Origin of the sequence: Saccharicrinis sp. 156, from assembly GCF_050589685.1 — a bacterium.
Taxonomy (GTDB): Bacteria; Bacteroidota; Bacteroidia; order Bacteroidales; family Marinilabiliaceae; genus Saccharicrinis.
Genome location: NZ_JBNGOS010000010.1, coordinates 86,483 through 109,551, shown reverse-complemented (window position 1 = coordinate 109,551; position 23,069 = coordinate 86,483). Strand labels below are relative to the sequence as shown.

At 39.7% G+C, this 23,069-nt stretch carries 20 protein-coding genes; 13 read left to right on the top strand and 7 right to left on the bottom strand.

Translation table 11 applies throughout. The features are described 5' to 3' along the window. Positions 1-10 precede the first annotated feature (10 nt). The gene (locus tag ACRD64_RS07975; protein WP_430932767.1) at positions 11-322 is read right to left on the bottom strand and encodes a DUF4907 domain-containing protein; all 312 of its coding nucleotides are present in this window, start codon (positions 320-322) and stop codon (positions 11-13) included. After that, a complete protein-coding gene (locus tag ACRD64_RS07970) occupies positions 306-1,337 on the bottom strand; it encodes a Kelch repeat-containing protein (RefSeq protein ID WP_430932766.1) in 1,032 nt (343 codons plus the stop codon). The genes ACRD64_RS07975 and ACRD64_RS07970 overlap by 17 nt, the downstream gene beginning before the upstream one ends. Positions 1,338-1,690: 353 nt before the next feature. Between ACRD64_RS07970 and ACRD64_RS07965 the strand changes: the two genes are divergently transcribed. The 3 genes from ACRD64_RS07965 to ACRD64_RS07955 all read left to right on the top strand — a co-directional run bounded on the left by ACRD64_RS07965 (position 1,691) and on the right by ACRD64_RS07955 (position 5,283). After that, positions 1,691-3,016: a DUF4270 family protein gene (locus ACRD64_RS07965; protein ID WP_430932765.1), complete on the top strand. Its 1,326-nt coding sequence runs from the start codon at positions 1,691-1,693 to the stop codon at positions 3,014-3,016. Between the two features lie 73 nt (positions 3,017-3,089). Then, positions 3,090-4,328: a hypothetical protein gene (locus ACRD64_RS07960; RefSeq protein ID WP_430932764.1), complete on the top strand. Its 1,239-nt coding sequence runs from the start codon at positions 3,090-3,092 to the stop codon at positions 4,326-4,328. Positions 4,329-4,392: 64 nt separating this feature from the next. Continuing rightward, positions 4,393-5,283 carry a dienelactone hydrolase family protein gene (locus ACRD64_RS07955; protein ID WP_430932762.1) on the top strand — a complete coding sequence of 297 codons (891 nt, stop codon included), beginning with the start codon at positions 4,393-4,395 and terminating at the stop codon, positions 5,281-5,283. A 36-nt stretch (positions 5,284-5,319) separates the two neighbouring features. Here the strand turns inward: ACRD64_RS07955 and ACRD64_RS07950 are convergent, their stop codons facing one another. Then, positions 5,320-6,603, bottom strand: a complete 1,284-nt coding sequence (locus ACRD64_RS07950) for a replication-associated recombination protein A (RefSeq protein ID WP_430932760.1) — start codon at positions 6,601-6,603, stop codon at positions 5,320-5,322. Positions 6,604-6,819: 216 nt separating this feature from the next. Here ACRD64_RS07950 and msrA point away from each other — a divergent pair, with 216 nt between their 5' ends. Together msrA and ACRD64_RS07940 are read left to right on the top strand one after the other, a co-directional pair. Then, positions 6,820-7,413 carry a peptide-methionine (S)-S-oxide reductase MsrA gene (gene msrA / locus ACRD64_RS07945; protein WP_430932759.1) on the top strand — a complete coding sequence of 198 codons (594 nt, stop codon included), beginning with the start codon at positions 6,820-6,822 and terminating at the stop codon, positions 7,411-7,413. 177 nt (positions 7,414-7,590) lie between these two features. Then, positions 7,591-8,064, top strand: coding sequence for a superoxide dismutase [Ni] (locus ACRD64_RS07940; RefSeq protein ID WP_430932758.1), 474 nt, complete (start codon positions 7,591-7,593; stop codon positions 8,062-8,064). A 275-nt stretch (positions 8,065-8,339) separates the two neighbouring features. Here the strand turns inward: ACRD64_RS07940 and ACRD64_RS07935 are convergent, their stop codons facing one another. Next, entirely contained in the window at positions 8,340-8,855 is a 516-nt protein-coding gene (locus tag ACRD64_RS07935) for a hypothetical protein (RefSeq protein ID WP_430932756.1), read from the bottom strand. A gap of 89 nt (positions 8,856-8,944) precedes the next feature. Next, positions 8,945-9,391, bottom strand: coding sequence for a nuclear transport factor 2 family protein (locus tag ACRD64_RS07930; RefSeq protein WP_430932755.1), 447 nt, complete (start codon positions 9,389-9,391; stop codon positions 8,945-8,947). Positions 9,392-9,603: 212 nt separating this feature from the next. On the opposite strand from ACRD64_RS07930, the gene ACRD64_RS07925 reads away from it, so the two are divergent. From ACRD64_RS07925 to ACRD64_RS07900, 6 genes are all read left to right on the top strand, one after another. Further along, a complete protein-coding gene (locus ACRD64_RS07925; RefSeq protein WP_430932754.1) occupies positions 9,604-11,601 on the top strand; it encodes an OmpA family protein in 1,998 nt (665 codons plus the stop codon). An 867-nt stretch (positions 11,602-12,468) separates the two neighbouring features. Continuing rightward, positions 12,469-14,106, top strand: coding sequence for a 2-oxoglutarate dehydrogenase, E2 component, dihydrolipoamide succinyltransferase (sucB, locus tag ACRD64_RS07920; RefSeq protein WP_430932753.1), 1,638 nt, complete (start codon positions 12,469-12,471; stop codon positions 14,104-14,106). 35 nt (positions 14,107-14,141) lie between these two features. After that, a complete protein-coding gene (locus ACRD64_RS07915) occupies positions 14,142-16,190 on the top strand; it encodes an alpha-ketoacid dehydrogenase subunit alpha/beta (protein WP_430932752.1) in 2,049 nt (682 codons plus the stop codon). 15 nt (positions 16,191-16,205) lie between these two features. After that, the gene (locus ACRD64_RS07910; protein WP_430932751.1) at positions 16,206-16,712 is read left to right on the top strand and encodes a flavodoxin; all 507 of its coding nucleotides are present in this window, start codon (positions 16,206-16,208) and stop codon (positions 16,710-16,712) included. A 1,325-nt stretch (positions 16,713-18,037) separates the two neighbouring features. Next, positions 18,038-18,523, top strand: coding sequence for a helix-turn-helix domain-containing protein (locus ACRD64_RS07905; protein WP_430932750.1), 486 nt, complete (start codon positions 18,038-18,040; stop codon positions 18,521-18,523). A gap of 322 nt (positions 18,524-18,845) precedes the next feature. Next, a complete protein-coding gene (locus tag ACRD64_RS07900) occupies positions 18,846-19,877 on the top strand; it encodes a quinone-dependent dihydroorotate dehydrogenase (protein ID WP_430932749.1) in 1,032 nt (343 codons plus the stop codon). A gap of 270 nt (positions 19,878-20,147) precedes the next feature. Here the strand turns inward: ACRD64_RS07900 and ACRD64_RS07895 are convergent, their stop codons facing one another. Together ACRD64_RS07895 and ACRD64_RS07890 are read right to left on the bottom strand one after the other, a co-directional pair. After that, complete coding sequence (locus ACRD64_RS07895; RefSeq protein WP_430932747.1) at positions 20,148-20,540, bottom strand: hypothetical protein; 393 nt, start codon at positions 20,538-20,540, stop codon at positions 20,148-20,150. 139 nt (positions 20,541-20,679) lie between these two features. Then, positions 20,680-21,309, bottom strand: coding sequence for a hypothetical protein (locus ACRD64_RS07890; RefSeq protein WP_430932746.1), 630 nt, complete (start codon positions 21,307-21,309; stop codon positions 20,680-20,682). A gap of 191 nt (positions 21,310-21,500) precedes the next feature. Here ACRD64_RS07890 and ACRD64_RS07885 point away from each other — a divergent pair, with 191 nt between their 5' ends. Next, a complete protein-coding gene (locus tag ACRD64_RS07885; RefSeq protein WP_430932745.1) occupies positions 21,501-21,851 on the top strand; it encodes a hypothetical protein in 351 nt (116 codons plus the stop codon). 49 nt (positions 21,852-21,900) lie between these two features. Next, positions 21,901-23,067 (top strand): DUF4105 domain-containing protein, encoded by a 1,167-nt coding sequence (locus ACRD64_RS07880; RefSeq protein WP_430932744.1) that lies wholly within the window; start codon positions 21,901-21,903, stop codon positions 23,065-23,067. The last annotated feature ends 2 nt before the right edge of the window (positions 23,068-23,069 follow it).

Here is a 23,069-nt window from a genome sequence, read left to right as displayed (position 1 = left end):
CACACTTCAGTTAAGAAGTACCTTTAATCCCCAGCTGTCGTAACTCCCCAGTATTGACAGCTGGCGTTTCTTTATTCATTATTTTTCGCAGTACCAATTTACCCACCAGCTCTGCTTCTTTTTTGCTGGCAAAATGTTTGTTTCCTGCCATGGCCGGTATACAATCCTGATGAATGTATACCTTGTTGTTTACCTTTATCTCGTAGCCCCAATTCCCGTTTTCATGGAATGTTTCCAGATACGCCTTTTGATTGGAGGACTGGCAAGAAACAAGGCTTGTGAAAACAATGAGTATGGCAACATATTTAATCCTTGCTTTCATATTCATCATCCGGGCTTAATTTCCAAACGTCGTCAAAAGAGTAGCTTCCATTTCCTCCAGTGGCTACATACCCTTCGTTGTTAATTGTAAAAGCAACCGCTCCGTTTCGTGAAGTACCTTCAAAATCGGTTTTTTCTTCCCAACGGTCTGTACTTGGTTCATATTCCCATGTTTCAACGTTGTTACCTCCTCTTATTCCTGTAGTTACGTACGCTTTACCGTCCATAACAAAAGTAACACCACTATATCTGTCAATCGTGTAATCGTCATCGTAACTATCATCTTCATAATCACTGATATGTCCTAGTTCAGTCCAGTTATTTTCCTGGGAATTGTATTTGTACATATCGTCCAGGTATTCGTTATCATAGCCACCTAAAACATAAGCCTCTCCATTTATTACAAAGCTCATGGCATCCCTTCGTTTGGAACCGTTAAAAGTGGCTATCTCTTGCCAAGTGTCTGCCTCAATATCATAACTCCAAAAATCTTTATTGGTAGCACTAATTTCTTCAGAGTTAACCTCTATATCACAATAACCAGTTCCCACATGACCTTTACCATTGATATAAAATGCTGTTGCTCCATATCGGGCATCACCTCCAAAATCATTTTTCTGTGTCCAGGTATTGGTGGTTGGGTTATATTCGTAGAAATCTTTTAGTTTGTCATCTCCATCATAACCGGTGCCTACGTAACCTTTTGTGCTCGAACTAAATGCGATAGCTCCATTTCGGCCAACGCCAGGTAATTCTGCAATTTGTTTCCAATAGCCATTATCGGTATTGTAGGACCAAAAATCCTTTAAGCGAATTTCTTCCTCCGTATAGTACCCCGTGCCTATATAAGCTGTATTCTCAATCGTAAAGCAAACAGCTTCCGTTCTTGGCACTCCGCCAAAGTCTCCCATTTCGACCCAGTTACCCAAATAATCGTCATCGTCGTTGCTACAGCTCACAAATGAAATACTAGTGATAAAAATAGCCGATAGTATAAATAGTGAATGTTTAATCATCTTCTTTAGTAATTGTTTATTGTTTTTGATAATTAATAACCCTGCAAACATACGTTACCGTGTTGCACGATGTGGCATAGCTTAGACACTAGATGGGATTTTATCGACGAATATTGCCTTTTCTTCTACGAATTGGCGCTTAACAGGATTTTTTACTGGAAACCAGTTAGGCACTGGTAGTGTAAGATGCAGATTAACTATGGCAAACGGGATTGGCTATTATAAAACTATTTTAGCAAAAAAATAAATAAACGATAAAATCGCCTATTTCGTCGATAAATAAGTCCAGTTAGCCTTACTTGTTCGTGTTTTAAGTTGAGTATCCTTTTTTTTGCATTTTAAAATTAATTGAAATGTATAAAATATTATTGCTATTAACAATAACTGTTGGATTAGTGCTCTACTCATGCGACGACATGAGTGTCGATGAACTTAAGATGGGACAAGAATACATCAACGATGAATCGGGTATCATGCTTATTGACACATTTTCTTTAGAACTAAGCACTGTTGTCATTGATTCTATCCAAACATCGGGGAGGTCGTCTGTATTGGTGGGAGATTATACAGATGAAACATTTGGTGAAATAATTTCAGAACCGGTATTTAGGTTAGGAATACCTAGCACAAGTAACTTTGATGATGATGATGTTTTCGATTCGCTTACTATTTGCATGTATTACAACAATTATTACTTAGGTGATACAACTGATGTTTTTAATATGAATGTCATGGAATTGGCCACCAATTGGGATGATTTGGACCAAACAACTTTCTATAATATTACTGAGGTGGATGTTAAAGAGGAAAGCCTGGGACAAATAGAATTTTTACCACACCCATATAAGGGTAAGGAGATGGAACAACGGTTAAACGACGCTTTTGGACAGAAGATATTCGATTTATTTATTGAAGATGCCGATGAAATTCTGACAGCTGATGATTTCCAGGATTATTTTTATGGATTGGTGCTTCAAGGCAACCCAGAAAACGGGACGGCCCTCGGTTTTGCGTATAGCGATACCTCACTGTGTTTGAAAATGTATTACCATAGAACGGATCTTGAGAAAGAGGAGCTGGAAGCAACTTTTAGCATCGACAATGCATCGTATATGTTTAACAAAGTGAAAGCGGATAGAAGTGAAACACGGTTTGCGCCATTGGTACAGCAAAAGGAACATATAAGATCCACAGAAACAAATGATGAAACACTGGTACAGGGAAGTTCAGGCCTGATGACCAAGATAAGGTTTCCCGGTTTGAATAATGTTTTACAACTTGTTGAGCTCGACCAGATTATAAAAGTGGAACTGGTTTTGATGCCAACGGATAAAGCAGAGGATATTAATGATTTGCCTTCAGAACTTATGCTGTACGAATCTAACCGGATTAACAGTCTGGTTTCGTATTATACCGATAATTCAGGTAATACTGTTAATTTGGTAATCAATGATGCTGTCGACAATTATGAAAGTAATCCGTACTACAGTGCTGATATTACCGACTATATCATCGAAAATTTATTAACCGGGGAGTTTAATTCTGAATATTCCGATCAATGTATTTTGGTTGGGTTGCCAACGGATTATGAGCGGGAAACGTTTACTACCGTTTTATTGGGAGGCGAAAAGAACAAGGACTATGAGCCTAAATTAAACATCTATACCTATTACTATTAAACCTGGATTAACGTAGCAAGCAATTAATTGTACAAGCTAATTGGTTTAAAGGGTTTTAATAAATATTCAACGCATGAAACAAAGCATAATACACTTATTTACAATAGTTATCATAGTTCTGTTATTCACAGAAACGATTGCGGCCCAAAATGGAGCCCCTTCAGCCTACACAAACTTTGGGGTTGGTAGAATAGAAAGCGCTGCCACGGTTAAATATCAGGGCATGGGTGGTGCAGGCATTGCTTTGCCATCGCAATATTCGGTTAATTCATTAAATCCGGCTTCGCTAAGCAGCATAAAATCTGAGCAGATGCTGATTGATTTCGGAATACGGTCGAGTTACACCAACTATGAGCATGACACAGAGTCGGGCAACGGACTCTCGGGCGGATTAAACAATATTAACCTGGCTTTTAGGTCAGGTAAGCGATGGGTGACTTCATTTAATATTTCACAGTATTCATCGGTGGGCTACAATATTTTATCGACTGATTACATTGAGGGTACCACAATGCAAATATCGAAAAGCTACGAAGGATCCGGGGGGCTGAACAAACTGGCCATGAGTAATTCGTTGACGTTGGGAAAAAACCTTTCGCTGGGATTGGAGTTGTCCTATATTTTCGGGAAACTGACAAAGCAGGAAAACTATTACTCAAGCGTTATTGGAGGTGAATTGGATATAGAATATGCCGATTTCTTACAGCAGATATACCTAGAAGCAGGTTTTCAGTACAAAATTCCTTTGGCGAAAAGCAATGTGTTTGTTGGCGCCACATACAGTCCCGAGGCAAACTTTAAAACCAGCCGCGAGGTAGTGACTTCCAGCACCAGTGGAGCAGGTATCTACGAAGATTTAGATCGGGAAAGTTATAAAATACCCGCTACCTACGGAGGTGGACTGGGATGGATGAATCATCACGGTATACAGGTTGCCGTAGATTATCGGTTTCAGAATTGGGCCAATATAGATTATGGCAATTCGCTGGCAAATTATAAGGATAGTCATCGGTTCAGTGGCGGTTTGGAGTACCAAAGACGGAAAAGCAGAAGGGCAAACCCATACACCTGGCGGTTAGGGGGGTATTACGAAGATTCCTATATAGAAGTTAAAGGGAAAACTATTCTGGACAGAGGGATTACCGCAGGTATCGGAATTCCGATGCGTTCTAAAAATTCATATTTAAATATGAGCATCAATTATGGGCAAAGAGGTACCGCCAATAATACGCTTATCACCGAAAATTATTATGGAATTAGTGTCAGTATGTCGATGCTGGAAGGCTGGTTCCGGAAAAGACAGTTTGAGTAAGCTTTAGAATAAAATTCATCCTGAACAAATTAGTGTTATTAAAGGTTAAACAACAAACCTTGAGATGATGCGAAAAATTAAAAAAGAAGATGTTAAACAGGAGGTGTTTGACTTATACGATGCCTATGCCCATAATAAATTAGATAGAAGGCAGTTTGTTGAAAAACTGGCTGTTTATGCGGTAGGTGGTGTGACCGTATCTGCGCTGCTCAGTTTTATAATGCCCAACTATGTTAAGGCCATTCAAATAAAACCTGATGATGCCAGATTAGATTCAAAAACTATAAGCTATGAATCGACTTTAGGCGGTGGACAGATAAAGGGGTTATTGTCCAAGCCTTCCAGCCCCAAAATAAAATTGCCGGGCATTATTGTGGTGCACGAAAACAGGGGGCTTAACCCGCACATAGAGGATGTAGGAAGAAGAGCCGCCCTCGCCGGATTTATTTCGCTTGCACCTGATGCGCTTTCTCCATTGGGAGGTTATCCGGGAAATGATGACGATGGCAGAACGATGCAGCGCAAACGGGACCGCAACGAAATGTTGGAGGATTTTATCGCTGCGTATGAATATTTGAGAGCGCATAAGGACTGTAACGGAAAAGTAGGGGTTGTCGGATTTTGTTTTGGTGGATGGATTTCGAATATGATGGCGGTTAAAGTTCCTGGTTTGTCTGCGGCCGTGCCGTTTTATGGCGGTCAGCCGGATACAAAATTGGTGCCTCAAATAAAAGCGCCCTTATTGCTTCATTTTGCCAGTCTCGACAATAGGGTGAACGAAGGGTGGCCGGCCTATGAAGAAGCGCTTAAAAAACATGGCAAAGAATATACAGCTTATATTTATCCCAATGTAAACCACGGTTTCCATAATGATACCACACCACGTTACGATAAAAAAGCTGCTCAACTTGCCTGGAGCAGAACCGTTGCTTTTTTTAAGGAAAAGCTAAAATAATTCAATAACTTATAGCAATTAGCTAATAATATTCGGCTAATTGTTATATTTTCCTTTCCACAACCTTTTTAACCTTTCCAAAATTTTATTCTCTTGCGCATTGTTTTGGGGTTGGTACAACCTGGCATTCTTAATTTCATCGGGCATAAAATCCTGTTCTACAAAATTTTCCGGATAGTCGTGCGAATATTTGTATTCCTTACCGTAGCCCAGGTCCTTCATCAATTTGGTTGGCGCATTGCGTAAATGCAAGGGTACCGGCAAGTTACCGGTTCTTCTAACCAATTCCTGTGCTTTTTTAATAGCCAGGTAAGATGCATTACTCTTAGGGCTTGTTGCCAGATAAATAGTGGTTTGGGACAGAATTATCCTTCCTTCCGGCCACCCCACCATCTTGATAGCTTCAAAGCATTGGTTAGCCAACAATAAGGCATTGGGATTGGCCATACCGATGTCTTCCGCCGCTGAAATAACCAATCTACGGGCAATAAATTTGGGATCTTCACCACCCTCCACCATGCGAGCCAGCCAGTACACTGCAGCATCCGGATCGCTGCCTCGGATAGACTTGATAAAGGCCGAGATGATATCATAATGAATCTCTCCGTTTTTATCGTAGGCAGCCGGGTTCGATTGCAGGCACTTGGTGACGCTCTCATTGGTGACTTCAATCTTGTCGCCGTCATTGGCATTCACAACCAACTCTATAATATTAAGCAGTTTACGCGCATCACCCCCGGAAAAACGGAACAGTGCCTCTTCCTCTTTAATGTCGACTTCTTTATTTTTCAGGAGTTCATCCGTGTTCAGGGCTTTTTTTACCAATTCCCGTAAATCTTCAACCTCCAATGATTTAAGCACATACACCTGACTTCGAGATAGGAGGGGAGATATCACTTCAAAAGAAGGGTTTTCGGTAGTAGCTCCAATCAAAGTAACGATTCCTTGTTCCACAGCTCCTAAAAGTGAGTCCTGCTGCGATTTGCTAAAACGATGAATCTCGTCGATAAACAGAATAGGATTGGGGCTATTGAAAAACTTGCTTTTCTTTGCTTTTTCAATCACCTCCCTAACATCCTTTACACCGGAGTTAATAGCTGAGAGGTTATAGAAGGGGCGGTTGAGTTGTTGCGAGATAATTTTTGCCAAGGTGGTTTTTCCTACCCCCGGAGGTCCCCACAAAATAATGGACGATATCACACCCGAGTCAATCATCTTGCGCAAAACAGCATCCTTGCCAACAAGGTGCTTCTGTCCTATATATTGATCCAAAGATGTTGGGCGTTGGCGTTCTGCCAAGGGAGGATATCCGTTACTCATATTTTTGTTTTTAATGCAACAAATTTAATATTTGTCAACGGATTTACCCTGTGTAATGTTATTATAAGTTTTATATTCATCCGATGAGTTTTGTAATAATTGAGTGTAATTAGTGGACGGTGAACCCTTCTGGATAAATATTGTTTCATCTTTAACAATGAAAGCTTATTATTGTACTCCTTTATGTGCATGGTAGGCTTATTAAAGAAGAGGGAAATGAAGGGACTATTTTTAATTTCGATAGTATTATTTTTATTTATGAGTTCAGAAGCAAAAAATAAAGAAAAGGCCACGCTGGGAGCGGGCTGTTTTTGGTGTGTGGAAGCTATTTACGACCAATTGGAAGGCGTTATCTCCGTGGAATCCGGATATTCCGGGGGACACGAGGCAAGTCCTACTTATAAGGAGGTGTGCACCGGTAGCACAGGGCATGCCGAGGTTTGCCAAATAACCTATGACGCCGATGTAATATCCTTTGGCGAATTACTGACCGTGTTTTGGTCCGTCCACGACCCCACGACCCTAAACCGACAAGGAGCCGACGTGGGCACACAATACCGATCTGCCATCTTTTACCATAACCAGGAACAAAAGCGAATAGCCGAGGAGCAGATAAAAGTGGTTAACGCACAAAAATTGTATGATGACCCCATTGTAACAGAAGTAACCGCTTTTACTAAGTTTTACCAGGCCGAGGATTATCATCAGGAATACTTTGCCAACAATCCCAATCAGGGTTATTGCCGAATGGTGGTTGGTCCCAAGGTGGAAAAATTTCAAAAGTTGTTTAAGGATCAGTTGAAGAAATAATCTGATATATATCCTGGAACTTACATAATATGAGAGCAATATGGTCATACGAAGCATGGCTTTAGCAGTCTTTCAATTGATTGGATAGCCTCCCTGACTATAAAAATCCCATCATTCATCTATGAACAAAAATTGTTATCTCTGGTTTTCTAATTGTTAATTTATAAAGACAAAAAAATGAAATCGACTACTAAAATTTTTAGCGTACTTATCTTGACAATTGCACTTGTTAGTGTTTCAAACAAGGTTAAGGCGCACTGCGAAATACCTTGCGGAATTTATGGGGATTCTACCCGTGTTGCACTTTTGTATGAGCATATAGAAACCATTGAAAAATCTATCAATCAGATTGTTAAGTTATCAGAAGAGGATGAGAAAGATTACAATCAGATGGTACGTTGGGTGGTTAACAAAGAGGAGCACGCCACTAAAATTCAGGACATTGCCAGCCAGTATTTTATGCATCAACGAATCAAGGTGAAAGATCCCTCAGAAACGGAGGCTTATGCCAAATATATCAAGCAGCTAACGCTAATGCACAAAATACAGGTATATGCCATGAAGGCCAAACAAGGAACCGATTTAAAGTATATCAAATTGCTTCGGGAAACGCTCCATGATTTTGAGCATGCTTATTTTGGTGGACATTAGCGATTGTAAATTAAGTCGATCAATTATGACAACATAAATGCCGGTTAAGACGAATTATTCTTAATCGGCATTTTCGTTTTGTAAGCGACAGAAGGTATTGGGTATGATACGCTCATTTTAGAATCAGTCATCTTCGATTAGTGCACTTGTTTATTTTCATAAAAAATCAAAAGACTCAGCTAACAAGGAGCTGGCTTTGTATTTGACGTTTTCTTAACAAAAGACATAAGAAAAGTTTCTTTCCTTGCAAACACAAACTAAAGAAAAATGAATTTTTAAAGCTTTTTTAACAGTCTTTTTGCACGGGCTGCAAAAGCAACCGTATTGTTAGGAATTTGTTCTTGGATAACAAGTTTCAGTTCTGGCTTTAGTTCCGGAAATTTTGTTGAAATATTATATACCAGTTGCATCGCATGAACCTTTACTGCGACCGGAATTGTTTGTGAAGTAAGCATATCAAAGCAGATATTAACAAAACTACCATCGACTTTGTCTGTTATATCGTTAAACGACAATAATTTGCCAACAATTCTCTGGATGCTGCCTGATTTTGTAGTTTGGAAAAGTTCGATCATTGGGTCCATGTATGGCAGGAGCAATTCAGGACTTTCCTCAAAAACATGATCCAGTACCCATGCCGCAAGCCAGTATTTTTTGTTTTTGTAGTTCCGCATTAAAACGAAAAGTTCCTCTATAAATACCGGATTTTTAACAATAAAGGAGGAAAGCAGCAGAGCGTCCTGTTTCGACCTGCAATTGAGTACCTTCTCCCTTATTTCTTTCTGGTCCATAAACCAAACGTGCATTTCATTTAAAAAGGCCGGTAATAATGATTTACCGACCCAAAAAAAAATTATATCAAATAGTTGAATAAAGGTGGTCACCCAGGCAGTTCATCTCCAGGATGGTCCAAGGCTACCGATATATGCGATTGTACAATTTTCCATTCGCCATTATTCTTTACCATTACCCCGCTGTGCCTGAATCCCTCCAGCCTGAATGGGTCTCCTTTGGTTTCGATACTGGTATCAATCAGTTGCGTATACCAAGCAGTATCACCAATATCCGATATTTGTATACGGGTGTTGTCCGACATTATTTTTAGGCCTTTCCGCCTATCGACCATATGCTTCATGTGATTCATGAAATTGGACCTGCTTTCCCAATACTCATCCAGGTCTGTACCAATGTGAACCACATCTTCTTGGTTTGCAAAACAACTTGAAAAAAGAGCGAAATCCCCTTTTTCCTGAGACAATAGCAGTGAATCTAATACCAATGCCACATCCTTTTTTTGCTGTGATTTCATAACCTCTTTTGTATTCATTACGTATGTTTATAAGGTTTCTTGATTTAATAGGCGCTTTGTTTGTGAATCCTGTTGTAAGCTATAAAATTACGACACAAACGAGAACTTGTCAAGATACAAGATGCAAACAAATTAAGGGGCTTAGAGAAATATATGTTGATAATATAAATATGTTCGATTATTGAATTGATTTGCACATTTGTCTTATTTTTGCTTGAACAAACTATAATATGGAATCGCTAGTAAACCGAATTATACCAAAATATATAAAGTTTTTGGGATTAATAGCTGTATTAACCCTGTCGTTGATGGCAGATGCCCAGAATTTATCTACCCAATCAAAAAAAGCAGCTACACTTTACAAAAAGGGATTGTCCTTTTACAAATCGCATAAATATGAATTAGCAGAGAGGCCTTTGGTCCAAGCTATAAATAAAGACCCTCAGTTTATCGAAGCTCACCTGTTACTGTCAGAGGTGAGTTTCGAAAAAAAAGACTATTCATCACAAATAGATTACCTGGAGAAAGTGGTTGGCTTGGATTCTACCTTTTTTATTTTTAGTTATTATAATTTGGGAGTAGCCAATTTTAAGATCAAAGAATTTGAAAAGGCCGAGGGTTGGTTTAAGAAGTATTCTGCCAAAACAAAGGATGATGAGCAGAAGAAGAAAGCAGAAGATTGGTTGGCAAGGGTTAGGTTTGCACAAAAAACGATAGAAAAACAGTTGGTCATTGAAGCTGAAAATTTGGGCCCTGCCGTTAACAGCAAAAATAACGAGTATTGGCCAAGTATTACGGCCGATGGGCAAACATTGGTATATACGGTCATGGTGGAACGCGATTCCCTGGTTACAAAAATGCCTTATGCAAATGCCATGGCCAATCGTTATCATGAGGATTTCTTTAGGTCGGTAAAAGATGAATCAGGGGAATGGAGTAACAGGACACAGCTGTCGGCACCCTTAAACAGCATGAGTAACGAAGGCGCCCAAACCTTGTCGTCGGATGGTAACTGGATGTTTTTCACGGCCTGCGGAAGAAGTGATAGTAAAGGGTCTTGCGATATTTATTTTAGCCAAAGAACCGCAACAGGCTGGAGTTCGCCTAAAAATATAGGTGCCCCTGTGAATACACCGTATTGGGAATCGCAACCTTCGTTTGCGTCGGACGGTAAAACCCTGTATTATACCAGCAGCCGGCCCGGAGGCAAGGGGGGCAATGATATTTGGCGGGCATCGTTATTGGGCATAAAGTCGGACGGTACGCCATTCTTTGGAAAGCCGGAAAACCTGGGCGATAAAGTCAATACCCCTTCAAACGAGATATCTCCTTTTATCCACCCCGATAACAAGACTCTGTATTTTGCGTCGGAAGGCTGGCCGGGCATGGGCAAGGCCGATTTGTTTATGTCCCGGATGAAAGATGATAAAATCGATTCAGATCCCATTAATTTGGGAGTTCCCATAAATACCGAGGGCGATGAAGTGGGATTGATCGTAACAGCCAGTGGTGATAAAGCTTATTTTTCATCGGACAGGTTAGGCGAATCTTTTGGTGGAAAGGATATTTATAGTTTCGATATGCCTAAAGAAATCAGACCGTTGTCAGTGTCGTATGTGAAGGGACGGGTGTTCGATATCCGAACCGGGGAAAAGCTGAAAGCATCTTTTGAACTGAAGGACCTTAGCAACGGAAAAATGGTGGTGCAGGCATTGTCTAACGGGTTTTCTGGTGAGTTCCTGGTTTGTTTGCCTGCTGACGGATCCTATGCTTTAAACGTTTCTAAAAAGGGCTATCTGTTTTATTCCGATAATTTTCGGATGGATTCGACGGCCACGGCCAACGATCCCCAAATACTCGATATATATCTAAAACCGTTGGAAGTGGGTGAACAAATAGTGCTCAACAATATCTTCTTCGAGACTGATTCCTATGAACTGAAGCCTGAATCGGAAGTGGAACTAAAAAAGTTGTTGTTGTTCTTGAAGGAAAATGCTCAAACAAATTTTCAATTATTGGGGTATACCGATAATGTGGGCTCTGCGGCCTATAACCAAAAGTTGAGCATGCAAAGGGCGCAACAGGTTTACCAATACCTTGTGGATGCCGGCGTTGATACAAGTAGGTTGTCGTTTAAAGGCGAAGGCATGAACAACCCCGTAGAAAGTAACGAAACCGAGCAGGGTAGGGCTAAAAACCGCAGGACCGAAATGAAGATTGTAGAATAGTCCGATACTCAATTTCCATGAATAAAATACAGCCCATAAAATTTGATTCTATCGAAGATTTTATGGGCTTCCTTCCTGAAGATGAATTAAGGATTGTTCGTTTTTTGTAGGATCTTATTTTTAGTTGTATGCCTTACTGCACGTAAAATTGACTTATAGCGTGCCTTATTTTTATATCCGCAAACGAGTAGTTTTTATCTGGCCGTCGTCGGTACCTGGGGGGAGGGTTGATAAGGATGCTGTGAGAATCGGTTTTTGCAGGGGTAACTTGATTCCCGATGAAATAGTTTTTTGGGAAAAAGGTTATCGCGGGCAAATAAATTCCCAAAAGTACTTTTCGATAAATGATATTGAGTTGATCTTTTGAAAGCTTACTTTTTTTAGCGCCGTCGAAATTGATAAAAAGCATGGTTAGCGGATTCCAAGATATGGCATAAATAATCGCGATTATTATATTCCGAAAACAAACAGTACATCTACAAGATGTTCATTTGTATTTTTATAGTCTTAAAAATCAAGGTTTTTAAGACCCTAATTTTGTCGACATACTGTGGTTAAGGAATAAACAAAACGATTGGATGAATATAAATGTTTTAAACCAAACAAATCCTGCCTTACGATGAAATTTAACTTATTAAGGATACAGAAAAGCATACTATCCAAAAGATATTTCAGAATTTCAGAACCATTTTTACAATTGCTTGTTTATGTATCGAATAACCTAAACAAAATGTTATATGATAACCAAGAGTGTTTGATTATTCCTTCAATATTTAAACAAAACACATTACTTTTTTAGATTCGGTTCAAATAAAAACTGTAGATTTTTGACCGATTCTTATTTAGAACAAATATAAATAAAACAATATGTCAACATTTGAAATTCTTATGCCCAAGATGGGCGAGAGCGTTGAGGAAGCAACAATTACAAAGTGGTTCGTGTCGGTTGGAGATAAAATAGAGGAAGATGATGTGCTGTTGGAAATAGCCACGGACAAAGTAGATTCCGAGATACCATCCCCGGTGTCCGGGATTGTAAAAGAATTATTTTACGAAACAGATGCGCTGGTACCTGTGGGCAAAGCCGTAGCCATTATCGAACTGGAGGGCACGGAATCCGCAGGTGAAGCAAAATCGGAGACGGTTGAAGTGAAGGCTGTAGAGGAAGTAAAAGAACAACCTTCAAGTGCACCTGCGTCATCAATGTCAACATTCGAAATCCTTATGCCCAAAATGGGCGAGAGCGTCGAGGAAGCAACCATCACAAAATGGTTCGTGTCCGTGGGCGACAAAATAGAAGAGGATGATGTGCTGTTGGAAATAGCCACGGACAAAGTGGATTCCGAGATACCTTCTCCCGTAGCCGGAACCGTCCATGAAATCTTGTTCGAAACCGATGCATTGGTTCCGGTTGGAAAAGCAGTGGCAATTATAGCGTTAGAAGGATCTGAAGGAGCCGCAAACAGTTCCTCGTCTGAACCCAAAGAGGCGAAAGAAATAGAGAAAAGCGTTGTGGCTGCGTCGCAAGTATCTGGCGAACATGACTTTAGTGTATCGGATAAGTTTTATTCCCCGCTTGTTAAAAGTATTGCCAAAGAAGAAGGGGTATCTGTACAAGAACTTGATTCGATGAAAGGTACTGGGCAAAACAACCGGGTTACCAAAGCAGATATATTAAACTATATTAAAACCAGAGGAGCGAGTACTCCTGCTCAGGCAGCAAGTAAACCGTCGCCTTCCGCTTCCGCACCTAAAGCTAAGGCTCCTGTTCAAAGTCCCCCTGTTTCGGTCAATGCCGAAGATGAGATTGTTGAAATGGACCGCATGCGGAAGATGATCGCCGATCATATGGTCATGTCAAAACAGGTTTCGCCTCATGTTACTGCTGTTGTGGAAGTGGACATGACGAATATTGTATTGTGGCGCAACAAAAACAAGGCTGCCTATCAGGAGAAATATGGTGAGAAGATTACATTCACACCCATATTCTTTGAGGCAACTGCACGGGCACTTCGCGACTTCCCTGGAGTGAATGCATCAGTGGACGGACATAACATTATTTACCGCAAAAACGTGAATATCGGAATGGCGGTCGCACTCCCTAGTGGCAACTTGATCGTTCCGGTAATCAAGCAGGCCGACCATAAAAACCTGGCCGGACTGACCTCTGACGTAAACCGGTTGGCAGGCCTGGCCCGGGACAACAAACTTTCCCCTGACGATATTCAGGGAGGAACATTCACCATAACCAACTTTGGCTCTTTCAAAAATATCATAGGTACCCCAATAATAAACCAACCTCAGGTGGCTATCCTGGCAGTAGGCTCAATCGAAAAGAAACCTGCCGTCATTGAAACTCCAACGGGTGATATGATCGGTATCCGACACAAGATGTTCTTGTCCCTTTCCTACGACCACCGCATAGTGGATGGAGCTCTGGGAGGGAACTTCCTTCGTAGGATTGGTGATTACCTGGAACAATTTGATATCAATAGAGCAATTTAAAACCTGGACAGACGTATAACAAAAACTAAATCAGTATGAAATCAGAAGTAACAGAAACATATAAGATAAAAACCGCAGAAAAGGATACGCTTTTAAAATGGTACTACCTATTGAAGCTAGGTAGGAGTCTCGACGAACGCGCTCCCAACTATTTGAAACAAGCCATAGGTTGGTCGTACCATGCACCCGCCGCAGGGCACGACGCAATACAATTGGCTATCGGGCAGAATTTTGATAGGAGCAAGGACCACCTTTTTCCGTATTACAGAGATTTACAGACTTGTGTTTCAGCAGGAATGACGGCGGAGGAAATCATTTACAACGGTATATCCAAAGACGCGGATGTTGCCGGTGGTGGCCGCCATATGTCTAACCACTTTGCCAAACCTGAATGGAACATTCATAACGTGTCCTCATGTACCGGCAACCATACCTTGCATGCAACGGGAATAGCCAGGGCCATCAAGACCTATAAGTCAAAGGGGGTAGCTATCAGTTCACAAGGAGAATCTTCTGTGTCGGAGGGGTATGTGTATGAGGCCATAAACGGAGCTTCCAATGAGCAGTTGCCGGTAGTCTTTGTGTTCCAGGACAATGGGTATGGTATCTCGGTGCCCAAGAAAGATCAAACCGCAAACCGAAAAGTCGCCAAGAATTTTGAGGGGCTAAAGCACCTTAGGATATTATATTGCAACGGAAAAGATGTATTCGATTCCATGAACACCATGGCAGAGGCCGTAAAATGGGCCGAGGAAGAACAAAAACCGGTCATCGTGCATGCCAACTGTGTTCGTATTCATTCGCATTCGAATTCCGACAGGCACGAATTATACCGTGATAAAGCAGAATTAAACTACGTACAGGAATACGACCCGATTGCGAAGTTCAGAAGATTGCTGACCCGTTACGAACGTGCGACCGAAGAAGAGCTGAACGAGATTGACGAAAAAGTAAAGGCCGAGGTGAAAGCCGCCCATAAAGCCGGTCTCGCCGCTCCGCATCCGACACCGGAAAGCATCCATGACTTTGTGTTTGCACCGGCTTATGTTCCGAAAAAATATCCCGATGGTTTACATAACGAACAAGGAGAACCCAAAAAACTGATTGAAGCGTTAAACGGGACACTGAAAGAAGAGTTCAGGAAAAACCCGGATACCTATATCTGGGGCCAGGATATGGCCAACAAGGACAAAGGAGGTATCTTTAACGTTTCTAAGGGGATGCAACAAGAGTTTGGCCATCAACGTGTTTTCAATGCACCAATAGCTGAGGATTATATTATGGGAACGGCCAACGGTATGTCCCGTTTTAACAAGAAAATCCGCATAGTTGTGGAAGGGGCCGAATTCGCTGACTATTTTTGGCCGGCCATGGAACAGTTTGTTGAAACTACCCATGAGTACTGGCGGACAAAGGGGCAGTATTCTCCAAATATTACGGTAAGGCTGGCTTCTGGGGGATATATCGGTGGAGGTCTTTATCACTCCCAAAATATTGAAGGCGCCTTAACCACGTTCCCCGGCGTACGGGTGGTATATCCTTCATATGCGGATGATGCAGCTGGCCTGTTACGCACAGCCATGCGTTCCGAAGGGATGACCTTGTTTTTGGAACCCAAGGCCTTATACAATTCTCCTAAGGCCGCAACACCTATTCCCGATGAATTTGAGGTCCCGTATGGAAAAGCCCGTATCAGACGAGAGGGAGCAGATTTGACCATTATTACCTACGGAAACACAACGCATATGTGTGTGGAAGCAGCCGATGCACTGAATGAGGAAGGTAAGGGCAACATAGAGGTGATCGACCTGAGATCCTTAATTCCGTTGGACAAGGAAACGATATTGGAATCTGTCAAAAAAACATCTAAATTGCTTGTTGTGCATGAGGATAAGGTTTTTAGTGGTTTTGGCGGAGAGGTAGTCGCAACAATAGCCGAAATAGGCTTTCAGTACCTGGACGCACCCATCAAACGAGTGGGTTCCACATTTACGCCAGTCGGATTTAACAGAACCTTAGAGGCGGCAACCTTGCCTAACACCCAGAAAATAAAGGATGCAGCGGCAGAATTATTGGCTTATTAATCAAACAGACTACTTATGAAGAAAATAGGATTATTTTACAGTTTTAATTCAGTTAAAACCAGACAGCAGGCTCAAAAAATGAGTAAAGCTTTGGGTGAAAATAATATTGAAGAAGTTAATGTGGAAGAAGCTACACAGAAACAGTTTATGGGCTTCTCAAATTACATATTGGCCGTACCAACGTGGTTCGACGGAGAGCTGCCTAATTATTGGGACGAGTTTTTACCTTCGGTAGAGGATGATTCGTTGGAAGGAAAAACATTTGCCCTTTTTGGAGGCGGAGATCAAAAAGGCTATCCTGAAAATTTTGTGGATGGAATTGGTATCATGGCCGACTTTCTCGAAGCAAGAGGAGGAAAGGTGGTTGGTTTTACATCGACCGAAGGATACGAGTTCGAAAGTTCAAGGGCTCAACGCGGGGACCAGTTTGTGGGACTGGCATTGGATATTGAAAACCAGGCAGCACTTTCTGATGAAAGAATAGAAAAATGGGCGGAAGTACTCAAAAAAGAGTTCAAGTAATAATATTGCTAAAATCTAGTTGAAAGGTCTTGTTTATCACAAGGCCTTTTTTTTGCTTCTTGTTCTAAAATAAACTTAACATAACGAATACGGTGAGAGTCTTTTGTAAAATGATCTGTTTGTCACAGGTTCATAATATAGAACTTAAGCATTAAGTCAAATGCTGTATGACATTATGTATAATATATGGAGAATAAGTATAATTTCGACAGATAATAATAAAGTCTTTACAAAAGTATACTATTTAAGACTGTAACTTGTCACAGACAAAGACATTAGTAGCCAAGAGAAAGAACAGGTAACAGAATACGTTACTACCTGAACAACTAGCTTTGTCTTAATGATTCAGAATTCCAGAATATAGTTACATATGTAACATTCAATGAATTCAGGAATATTAAATATGTTGTATCGAAAAGTTACATATGTAATCTATACTTTTACGAAAATCATCGATGTGATCGTTTCCTGAGTTACATCAAATAACCTTTCATATATTTAAGCGACTATTCAAAAAGGGGAGGGATGTGTTATTGTAAACAATTATGCAACCTTAAAATTTACTGTCCCAATAAGCTGACTTTATGCTTTAGTATTTTTATACAATATACATAATATACTGTATTACAGTCATATATAATGTTTATACAAATTTATACATTAATAAATATAGGCAACAGATGGATAAAGTCCGTTATAAATGTGTATTTGATCGCTCGTAAAACATATAATACCCTGTATACCATTCGTATATGAGGTTTAATTAAACATATGGTTTACAGAACACAAAAAACGTACTTTATTGCATAATAATCAGTGCAATAGATAGGAAAAGCCAGTATAAGCAGAAGCTTTAAAAATGCTTTTAATAACTGGTTAATTTTGGTAAAACTAAATGTTATGTATCTTTTATTGTGCTATTTATGGTATTCGTTTAAAGCTTTAGTTTAATATATTATTAATGAAACATATAGATAGTCTGAAGTTTAGGTATAGAAGTATTTGTACACGACTAATATCATAGGTGTAATAGAATTTTTATGCACATATTAATTTTACAATTTGTAAATTGTTGTTACATTTGTATAGAGATTATTGGAGATTGATATTTACACATGTACGCACCTGCTTTAAATTAAATATTGCAATTAATGTTTACAATGGTCACATATACATTTGTAACACACACAGGTTTTCAATCTAACGTATCGCACATTTGGCAAAAGCCAGTCCCAAACTTGAATCAGGAATTAAATATTCTCGGGAGTTCGGTGCTGGCAACGAATGTCGGGACAGGTAATGACCGTTGAAAGAAAAATACACATATGAAACAAAGACTACAGACATTATTGGCTACAGAAAAGCTCGCATCGTCCAAGTTTGCCGACATTGTGGGCGTAAACAGATCCAGCATATCCCATCTTTTATCGGGAAGAAACAATCCTAGCCTGGAGTTTTTGCAGAAAGTGTTGGTTAAATTCCCCCATATTAATCCAGATTGGCTGCTGCTGGGACAGGGCGCGATGTACAGGAACAGCACGAACAATAATTCCATACCGGTTCCCGATCCTACCTTATTCGAGGAGAAAAAGCCTGAGAAGGAAGTGACGAAAGAAGAAATAAAGCCGATTAAGCAACAAAAAAATAATAATACAGAACAGGCCAAAGAACCCGAAGAAAGGGCACCATATCTATCGCAAAAGGAGCCTAAGGTAATTTCTCCATTAAATTCACGCAAACAACTGGATCATATCGTGTTTTTTTATAACGATGGAACTTTCGATACCTACAGGCCTAATAAAGGTGAGTGACCGGAACGTATGGATTACTTTTTTAATTTTTGAAACTCCAATAGGCCGTAAAACCTTAAATAAAGGGCTTCCTTATGCCGGTACCCCCGGGTGTCCCGCTAAAGGATGGGTGAGTTTACATATGTAACACTTACAATTAGTGCAATGTTTTACATTAAAAATGGTTTAAACAGTCCGATTAAAAAATTGATGTTTCATTAAAAATACCTGAGAAATCTTCCGGTGGTTTTTGGGTACCATTCGATATTGGTTACAATAAAAGACCTTCTTTGGATATCATCCGTAATTACTTACCTTTGTGCGATTTTTAAATAATTGAGCAATGTACAAATATCTTATCCGACCCATTTTTTTCAAATTCGACCCAGAAAAGGTACATCACTTTATAGTAGCTACAATAAAAGTAACCTTTAATTTGCCAGGTATAGGTTTCCTAATTAGAAGATTATATCGATTAGAGGATAAAAGGCTGGAGAAGGTGGTCATGGGATTAAAATTTAAAAACCCTGTTGGTTTAGCTGCCGGTTTAGATAAAAACGCCGAAGTATATAACGAACTTGCAGATTTGGGCTTTGGTTTTATAGAAATTGGAACAGTTACTCCCAACGCTCAAGATGGAAACCCTAAAAAACGTTTATTTAGATTGATTGAAGATGAAGCCATTATAAATAGGATGGGATTTAATAATGATGGTGTTCAAAAAGCGGTTGAGCAATTAAAGAAAAATAAAGGAAAAGTTGTAATTGGAGGCAACATCGGCAAAAATACGGGTATTCCGGAACAACAAATCACCAGCGATTATCTTACATGTTTTAGGGAGTTACATGATTATGTAGATTATTTTGTTGTAAACGTTAGCTGCCCCAATGTTGGGGTTACTGCTAAATTACAGGATAAATCATATTTGATAGAATTATTAAATACATTGCAAAATGATAGCCTACAAAGTACAAAACGTAAACCAATTGTTTTAAAAATTTCCCCAGATCTCAATAATAATCAACTTGATGAAATAATTGAGGTGGTTCAGGAAACAAAAATCGATGGTGTAATAGCTAGTAATACATCCGTAAACAGAACCAATTTAACTACCCCTAGCCAGATGTTAAACAATATTGGAAACGGGGGATTGAGCGGTAGGCCAATTGCCGACAGAAGTAATCATGTGATTAAATACCTGGCTGAACGCTCCGCTAAGTCATTTGCTATCATAGGCGTGGGCGGAATTCACAGTGAGGAAGATGCCAAAAGAAAAATTGAGGCAGGTGCTGATTTAATACAGATTTATACTGGTTTTATATATGAAGGTCCTGGACTCATCAAAAGAATCAATAGATCTTTACTAAACCAATAAAATCAAAATAAATTATTCCCGGATTCGCTTTGGGATTGCAATAACCGGATAATATGATGGGTTGTTACATATGTAATCCAATCTCAAGTGTCCACTTGATGATTGTTGTGTAATGTTATAACCTGAGTTATTGTTTTGCAGATAAACGCCTTGTTTAATACAGTGATAGATGACCAACAGTCTTGGCTGCTCATTTCTGCAAGCAGTCCATGAATCGCTCACCGAACAATCAATTTTATCATATTACTATGGTTGCCTAAGGACACCTTTTTACATCCAACTCCTGGATTGATTGTTAGTGCGAGAGGTCACGTTGATAATGGACTTAAAATTATTTCTGATAAAGCCCCATTTGTTGGGGTATTTCTCAAAGAGGAGGTTGATACGTTCCTTGTTTTTGCCAACATAGTCCGATATAGCCGCTGCTGTTATCGGTTTATCTTCCATGGCGTTACCTATATTTGTCCCTGTAAGGTTAAGTTCCATGCGATCCACCTTGAGACCGGCCGTTTCTAGTCGGTCCAAAAATTCATATACACGTTGCAATCGTAACGAAAGATGTGTTGTCTCATGTAAACCACCTTTGTTTATGGTGTAATTCACATCTGTAACATATTCAATATATTCAGCTTGCACCTTCTTGTTTACTCCTGTAACTATCAATTTTGTATATTCGATGGCTTCTTTTATTGCTTTTTGTAATGATGAGAATTCTCCTTTAAATTCTTTTATCTTATTAATGGCTTCTCTTGAGTAAACATAATTAAGGCCATCAGAATTGCTACAATTGAGCAGGTATTGGTCAGCCCCAGGAGAAAATGATGGCTTCTAGCTCTTCTTTTCTCGCATCACCTTTATTCACAGAACGTTGTTGTTCTAATATCCTGCTTGTTTTTTGGGTAAAAAGGTTAAACTTTTCTTTTTCCTGCCAAAAAAGCTTGCAATATGAATGAACCGATCCGGAAAGTAAATGCCCGATGATGGATTTGTTGTCCGTGCTCAAAGATGATTTTTGGTGTTGCACACCAAAGGCATTGATATCGTCTTTGAAGTAAATCAACAATATATCTTTTTCTTGTCTTATAGCTCCCGGAATTGTAACGAGTAATATCAGGTGGTTCAACTCATCAAATATGTTCAACTGCGATTTCGCCTCGTAATGCGTGTCAAATGGTACCTGGGAATTATCTATCCACCTGTATTTATTGTTTTCGTGTCTGAGGCCGTGAAGTTGGTCTTCTATACCTGAAAAGTTCAGTTCATGCTCCTGCAACCGGTTGTTCCGGTATTGTAAAGTAATACCGCGTACGTCTTCTGTTTCGGGATGTGTGTATATTCCGGTTATCTTTTCCACACCTACCACCATTTCCGAGATATGGTTGATTATGGAAAAAATCAAGTCTTCCGACAGTATGTGCAGGTTCCCGGACATAATAAGACGATTAAGTACAAAGATAAGGTTTTTAAGTTAATATTAAGTTTATAATTAAGTTTAAATTAAGCTGTTAGGTTCGGCTTTATTTGAGCTTACATACAGCTTAAACTGCTTAAAAAACTATGTATCAGTTTATAGCGTTCTTATCTTTGTGAGATGAAATTTTAATCGTCTTAAATTATTAAGTTATGATAGCAATAAAATTAAGTATGGAAGAAGTCCTTATTAAGTGGGCCGAATTTTGTGTAGATTGGTTTATGAACCTGTTTGCCGATCCCGAATATTACTGGGTTGAAGAAACTTATCCTGGTAAAAACGTTTCAACCAATAATGAGGTAGTACATGAGAGTGGGACAAAAACTAAGATCGTTCTTGCTATTAAAGCTATAAAAGAGGCCATTGACCGGGTTCAGGGAATAACTGCGCATACAGGAAACACATTCCATCTGGTGCCGTCAACCTTGCGCGTTAAGTGGAATGTACCCAAAGTGTTCGCCCTTAAAAATTCATGGTTAAAGTATACTGTCATTAATATTTAGTTTTTTTTCCTGAGCTATTCAATTTGTCTATATTTGAGACAAATTGAATATGATGACAAGAATTGTATGTCTGTACGTATTTGTGACGTTTATCGCGCTAAATATTGATGCCCAAAGAATACTGTCGCAGCAATCAAAAATATCTGTCTTGACCTGTTCCCAGGGCGACGAATTATATGCCGCTTTCGGGCATACGGCCCTGCGGGTTAGCGATGCTGAAAACAATATCGACTGGGTTTTTAACTATGGTACTTTTGATTTTAACACGCCTAATTTTTACTTAAAATTTGCCAACGGGAAACTCAATTACATCCTCAGCATAAGCAAATTCGAGCATTTTTTGCCCGAGTATTTCAGGAACAACCGAACCGTTACCGAGCAGATATTAAACTTACCGCTCGAAGACAGGCAAAGCATATTTAATGCCTTGATGGTCAACTACCGTCCCGAAAACCGTAAGTATAAATACGACTTTTTCTACGATAATTGTGCTACGCGTATTGTGGATATGGTTGCAGATAACATCAAAGGTGAGCTTGTCCTTGAAACAGAAAAATCAAAGGAGTTATCGTTTAGGGAATATCTGCATCATTACCTTGTTTATTCACCTTGGATTGAAACCGGTTTAAACCTGTTACTGGGATTGCCTGCCGATAAAAAGGCTTCCCTAAGAGAGTCGACTTATCTACCTGATTTTTTAATGGAAGCTTTCGATCGTGCTACGATTAGTAAAGGCAGCGGGGTTAGCGCTTTGGTCGGCGAAAAACATCTACTGTTGGATCTGGATGCTTCAAGAAGCCAAAAAAAGACTGTTTTAAGTCCCGTACGGGTATGCTGGGCGTTCTTACTGTCAGTGTTAGTTTTAAGCATTGTAATGCAAGGTAATTCGCTGATCTATTTTGATCGTTTTTTGTTTTTAATAAGCGGATTGGTGGGCATGCTCATGGCATATCTGTGGCTCTTTACCGACCATAGTGTGCCTGCGAATAACCTGAATATACTTTGGGCTGTTCCTACGTTTGTCTACCTGGCGTTTTCGAAGTTGGATTCAAAGATTTCCATGTGTTTGATATACTTTAATTTGGCCTGTTTGACGATCTTCTTGTTAGGGTGGAAATACATACCCCAATCTTTTCCGTTGGCAACAATTCCCTTGGCTTTGTTGTTAGTGTTTCGGTTGTACACAAAACTTAACGCGAATACAAAATTTATTTAGGT